This is a genomic window from Candidatus Jordarchaeum sp. (genome assembly GCF_052745115.1).
The window spans coordinates 1-5,898 of sequence record NZ_JBRAKS010000241.1 but is presented as its reverse complement, the minus strand read 5'-3'; the positions used below and the strand labels follow the sequence as shown (position 1 = coordinate 5,898).

General features: G+C 39.0%; 7 protein-coding genes. 6 read left to right on the top strand and 1 reads right to left on the bottom strand.

Annotated features, from left to right (window positions below):
• Positions 1 to 86: 86 nt before the first annotated feature.
• Complete coding sequence (locus ACUVXA_RS14855; protein ID WP_445872063.1) at positions 87 to 482, bottom strand: pyridoxamine 5'-phosphate oxidase family protein; 396 nt, start codon at positions 480 to 482, stop codon at positions 87 to 89.
• Positions 483 to 768: 286 nt separating this feature from the next.
• Here ACUVXA_RS14855 and ACUVXA_RS14850 point away from each other — a divergent pair, with 286 nt between their 5' ends.
• The 6 genes from ACUVXA_RS14850 to ACUVXA_RS14825 all read left to right on the top strand — a co-directional run bounded on the left by ACUVXA_RS14850 (position 769) and on the right by ACUVXA_RS14825 (position 5,728).
• Positions 769 to 1,011, top strand: a complete 243-nt coding sequence (locus tag ACUVXA_RS14850; protein WP_445872062.1) for an AbrB/MazE/SpoVT family DNA-binding domain-containing protein — start codon at positions 769 to 771, stop codon at positions 1,009 to 1,011.
• Positions 1,001 to 1,588, top strand: a complete 588-nt coding sequence (locus ACUVXA_RS14845; protein ID WP_445872061.1) for a type II toxin-antitoxin system VapC family toxin — start codon at positions 1,001 to 1,003, stop codon at positions 1,586 to 1,588. The genes ACUVXA_RS14850 and ACUVXA_RS14845 overlap by 11 nt, the downstream gene beginning before the upstream one ends.
• 74 nt (positions 1,589 to 1,662) lie before the next feature.
• The gene (locus tag ACUVXA_RS14840) at positions 1,663 to 2,013 is read left to right on the top strand and encodes an Mth938-like domain-containing protein (protein WP_445872060.1); all 351 of its coding nucleotides are present in this window, start codon (positions 1,663 to 1,665) and stop codon (positions 2,011 to 2,013) included.
• Between the two features lie 91 nt (positions 2,014 to 2,104).
• On the top strand, positions 2,105 to 3,208 hold the full coding sequence (locus tag ACUVXA_RS14835; RefSeq protein WP_445872059.1) for a dipeptidase: 1,104 nt from the start codon (positions 2,105 to 2,107) through the stop codon (positions 3,206 to 3,208).
• Positions 3,209 to 3,386: 178 nt separating this feature from the next.
• Positions 3,387 to 4,799: a pyruvate kinase gene (pyk, locus tag ACUVXA_RS14830; protein ID WP_445872064.1), complete on the top strand. Its 1,413-nt coding sequence runs from the start codon at positions 3,387 to 3,389 to the stop codon at positions 4,797 to 4,799.
• A gap of 704 nt (positions 4,800 to 5,503) precedes the next feature.
• Positions 5,504 to 5,728: a hypothetical protein gene (locus ACUVXA_RS14825; RefSeq protein ID WP_445872058.1), complete on the top strand. Its 225-nt coding sequence runs from the start codon at positions 5,504 to 5,506 to the stop codon at positions 5,726 to 5,728.
• The last annotated feature ends 170 nt before the right edge of the window (positions 5,729 to 5,898 follow it).

Here is a 5,898-nt window from a genome sequence, read left to right as displayed (position 1 = left end):
TTAAAAAATATTCTATTACCCTTTTTATAAAAAGAGACGGATAATTCTTTTAGGAAGATTACAAAACCTTGTAAAAAATAACTACTTCATTGATAGCCCGATTTTTTTCCGGTCAAATATTCAATATCTATTTTAATAATTATCATATTATTTACTAATTCTTCAGAATATTCATATGAATCATCAGAATAGTGTTCCATAATAATATCCAAGGCACTTCTTTTTTCCTCGATATCATCAATCAAAAAAGCTTTTCCAAATCCGATAACGCTATAATATCTTACACTCCAGTTACAAGCCTTTTCGGATTTCACTAGTTCAACATCGGTATCAAATTCAAAACAAACTCTATTGTTTTTCCTTATAATATCGATTTTTTTCCCTTCACGAGCAGAATGAACATATAAACAATTTTCCCTGTAACCAAAAATAACTGGAACAATATACGGAATATTGTTCTCAGAAAAGGGTTCTACAAACATTAGCCTTCCTAATAATGGATTCTATCATTTCTCTTTCCGTAATTTCCTGATCTTTTATCCTCAATTTCACATCTTCCCTTATCTATTTGCTATAGTTAATTAACGTAGGTTAATAAAGAGCTATGAATTAATTGATATTATAAGTAGTAAATTATTGACTAAGTATTCCTATAAACTCCTTCTCCCTTTTTCTTGCTATAATTCTATGACTTTTTTCATATGAGTTGGCTGTTTTATCAATATTTATCCGTAAGTTTGAATATTTTAAATGGTAATGGTGATGGTAATGGTGATAGCAGGCCGTATAGACGATCAGGGTAGACTAGTTATACCAAAAGATATCAGGAAGAAATGGAGGTTAAAAGGAGAGGTAGACATAGTTGAGGTAGAGGATGGAGTGTTGATACGCCCTAAAAAAGGTGGATGGAAGGATTTTCTAATCAAAAAGGTGAAGGTTGACTGGAACAGGGCTGTTGCCGTTTCTCTTGAGAAAGTTTCGGTCGACGAGTTAATATTTGGTGAATCATAATGTCGAGAAAGATATTGACACTAACATCTTAGTGTACGCTCTTGTGGAGGGTCATCCTGCAACAAGTGCATGTGAAGAATTCATCAGGAGAGTGGGTGAAAAAAAGTTGCTGGTGACCACACCTCTAACTCCATTCGGAATCTACTATGTGCTCTGGAGGATTTATGGGTTATGCAGAAACAAGGCATGTGAGCAAGCGGTCTTACTCTTCGATTCTCCTATAGAGCTCATACATATCACAGAAGAGGATGTATGTGTGGCTCTCAGAAAAGTTGTGGAGCACTCTATAGAGGCGAATGATGCCCTGCTTTTAGTGTCTTGTCTACAACATAGCATATCCTCATTAGCATCAGATGACACAAGGTTGCTGAAAGCCTGTCAAAAGGAGGGAGTGCACACCGAGGAACCAATTGACACCAAAATTAGCCAAAAGATGGAAATGTGGGAGAAAGACAAACTGCCAGAAAAAGGTGCTCAGAGAATGCTCCTCAGAGTCTACAATTGGCTACTAGATACAGATCCTAAAGTTGCAGATGAGTTTAAGCAAGCTACAGGTGATATGGAAAGACTCCCCTGATCAGCACACGAAAATTATAGAAATTTTTTATATCTTAAATACTAATACATATTCCATAGTGGAGGAATAGTGTTATGAGTTTTGAGGACACTTCTTTTGGGAGCGTAGTATTCGATGGGAAAAAATATGGATACGACATATTGGTTCTTCCGAATGGTAGGGTGGAGGAAAGGAGGAAAACTCTTTCTAAGTCCATTTTTGGCACTAGTCATAAACTGGTTCCGGAAGAGCTTGAATTCTTAGAAGAGGCCGAAATAATTGTGATTGGTACTGGTCAAAGCGGTTTATTGAAGCTAACCAAGGAAGCTGAGGATTGGGTGAAAAATAGGGGCATAAGAGTTATTCCTGCTCCAACGCCGGAAGCCATCAGAGAGTATAATAAATTAGAAGGAAAAAAGGCAGCACTAATTCATGTCACCTGTTAATTTTTTTGTTTTAATAAAACTAGAATAAATATATATTCGAAAGTATAGAAAAGATAGGTATAAAAGTTAGTTAAACTGGAGGAGATGAATTTTGGGCTCTAGACTGATTATCGATACTCTAAGTCATGGTCCTTTAGTCTGGACCGATAGTTTAGTTGAAACCAGCAATCAGATGCTGTCTTTGGGTCTCAGTCCTTGGAAGATTATTCAAGATCTCATTGTGGTTGCCGCCAAGACCATTGCTTCCGATAATGATTATTTTGCAAAATACATGGATGCTTGGAAAAAGTCGGGAGTAACCTGTGTGAGCTGGACTATTGGTCCGATACACGAGAAACCCTACTCCTATGACGGGGTTTTCCACAATTACTCCTTTCTGACACACATAGTTGACCATAGAAAAGATTTCCTAGTGAAGGTTCTAAAAGCAGAGGACATTGAGAAAGCCTTTAAACAGAATAAAAAGGGCATCATATTCAGTTTTCAAAGCTTGGAGCACATCGGTTCCAACATTGATTTATTAGATCTCTACTATATGATGGGTGTTAGAATAATGCAGCTAACCTATAACTACCGAAACCTGGTTGGGGACGGGTGCACGGAAAGAATGGACGGGGGACTAAGCAACTTCGGTCTTATGGTAATTGATAGGATGAACAAGCTGGGGGCGTTGGTGGATGTTTCCCACTGTGGGCCCCAGACATCTATGGATGCTGCGGAGAACTCGAAAGACCCTGTGGCTGCCACTCACACCTTTTCCAAAAAATTGTATGATCACGATAGAGGCAAGACTGATGAGCTACTAAAAGCCATAGCGGAAAAAGGAGGATACATTGGTGTACTCGCGGTACCCGGATTCCTAACCACTAGATCCAAGACAACTATTGACGACTGGTTGGTTCACGTGGACTATATCGTAGATCTGGTTGGTGTTGATTATGTGGGAATTGGAACAGATTTTTACGGCTTCTCACTTCCGGAACCATTAGCGATTAAGGTAAGCGAGTTTCTGGAAGTTTTAGGATTTAGGCCAGAGCACCGGGCTAGCTTCGCCACAAAAATAGAGGGTTTTGAAGATTACATAAAATTCCCAAATCTAATCAAAGGACTGGCTAGCAGGGGCTACAGCGATCAAGAGATAAACAAAATAGCCGGGGAAAACTTTCTACGGGTATTCCGAAAAGTTGTAAGATAAAACCTAATAATTATAATCGGTTTTTGCTGATTATAGCAATATTTATGAGGTATTAACATGTAGAAATGGGATGCTGAGGATTATCATAAAAGCTCTTCTGAGCAGGAGGAATGAGCACAGGAACCTATAACAAAACTCCAACTCAGAGGGGATGAAAGAGTTTTAGATATTGGATGCAGTGAAGGATAGATGCAGTATGGTTAGAAGAAGAGAGAAAAAAACCAAAATAATATGCACCATCGGCCCAGCTACTTTAAATTTGAAAACAATCAGGCGAATGTACGAGGCTGGAATGGATGCCATAAGAATAAACACCGCTCACGGGGACTTCAACCAGTATAAAGAAATCATTAATATAACCAGAGAGGTGGGGGAAATACCGGTCATTATGGATATTAAGGGGCCGGAGATTAGAACAAGAATTAAAAGTTCCCGCGAGGCTAGGGTCGGTGATGTCATAGTGGCGGGTATTGGAGATGAGGAACTCAACTTCTCCTACAATCTTTATGACGAGGTGGATTTGGGGGACAAGATTCTCGTTGATAACGGGGCCGTGGGACTAAAAGTAGTCAAGAAAGAGAAGGGGAAGTTGTATTTACAGGTTTTCTATGGAGGAATAATCGAAAACAACAAGGGGGTTAATATTCCCCACAAGAGGATTAATGCTCCCAGCCTATCACAAAAAGACCTCGAGGTAATAGAATTCTCCAAAGAAAACGATGCTGAATTCATAGCCCTCTCCTTCACTAGGGACGCTAACGACTTAAAGAATCTAAGTACGAAAATCGGCACAGGCGAACAGGCGGTTATAGCCAAAATTGAAAACTACGATGGTGTAAAGAACATCGCCGAGATTATAGAAGAATCAGATGCCATCATGGTGGCAAGGGGAGATTTAGGCGTGGAGATAGATTACGAGAAGGTCCCCGTTATCCAGAAGGACATAATCCGAAGATGCAACCAACTAGGAAAAGTAGTGATAACGGCGACCCAGATGCTGGAATCTATGGTGAACAATCCCACCCCCACCCGAGCTGAGGCCAGCGACGTAGCAAACGCCATCCTAGATGGAAGCGACGCGGTCATGCTCTCAGGAGAAACATCCATTGGAAAATATCCCGTTGAGTGTGTGGAGATGATGACCAAAATCGCGAGGGAAGCTGAACGCATGGTAGCTAGTAAAATAGAAATGAACGGCTACATCAACATCTCCCAGACAGTGAGCAAGTCCATAAACCTAATAGCAAACTCAATGCCCATCGACAAGATTGTAACCATAACCCGATCCGGATACACCGCAAGAATGATTGCAAGGTTCAGACTCAAACAACCAATCATCGCAGTAACAGACAACGAAATGGTTAAGAGACAATTAGAAATAATCTACGGAGTAGAACCAGTACATATAAAATACCGAGAGGCCCGCGACATCATTTACAACACCGCACAGATTCTTAAGGAAAAAAAACTTATTGAAGATAAAGACAATGTTTTATTCACAGCAGGAATCAGGACAGGACAGCCTCATGAAAGCAATTTAATAGAAATCCACAAGATAGCAGACCTTCTGGGCGTTTCCCTCTCAAAATAAAAGCCCTAAAAAATAAAGTTGATTTAAATTTGTTAAACGTGTTTATATTATAGAGTAAAAGCATGGCGGTATTGTTTCCTTGTGGTTCGCCTAGTAAAGGAGCTTTTATAGGGCTTCTTTCCAGATTTGGAGCCTTAAAATAAGAGTTTAGAATCGGTCGCATCTGCGTCGCCCAAAATGATTTAGATAAGATTTCACTATTTTTTTAAAATTATTAATCAATTAGAGATTCTCACATTATTATTTGCCAACATATGACAAAAGGGGGTTTAGAATTATGCCTGTAGGAAATGAGAGAATAGTTAGAGCTCTTGCTGATGCGTACCGGAATGAACCATTGATTTCTCCTGCAGTGTTGAAAATTTTTTAGAAAATGCTAACAAGTATACTCAGGAAAAATTCCAGCTAGATAGAAATTATGGTACAATAGACGAACTGGAACCGCCTTACTAAACTTGGTGGAAAAATATCCCTCACAGGATGCCTAGATTTATGGTGGACTGAAAGGAGAGAGCCTGCTCACCGGCGCAACTGGAGTAATTAGTAAAAGAGTCGGTAAAGAAGCAACAAAATCGCTTGTAACGAATTTAGGCCTAACAGAACATCTAAAAGGGGCAAAGAATCTTTACGATTTTCTACAAAAATATAGAGGCTTACACGTAGCAATCGGATTCGTAAGAGAACAAGATGTAATACTCACCGACTTGGGTAACGAAGAGGTAGAGGTATCACTGAGTGGTGACTGTAGCTATCTAAATGTGTGCCTTGACGTAATCAAAGAAGGCATCTACAATGTCCTAGGACAAGTGCCCTGCCCCCGATTAATCGCGTTTGCGGGAGTAGCTGAACTTATTCTAAATAGAGGATTCGATGTAAAAATATTGAAATATGATCCGCCAAATTGCAAAGCTAAATTTTTCGAGCTTTAAGGCGTGGGAAATTTTTTTCTTTTCTTTATTTTTTTAATTCTATAAAAAGTTAAACCTGCACATTCCTTAGGAATTTCAGGGTTAAAGTGGCTATTTTTTAGATATGTTATATAACTTGAATTTTTGGAATGTAATTTATAATTTTTTATTAAATATAAACGTAGTAATTC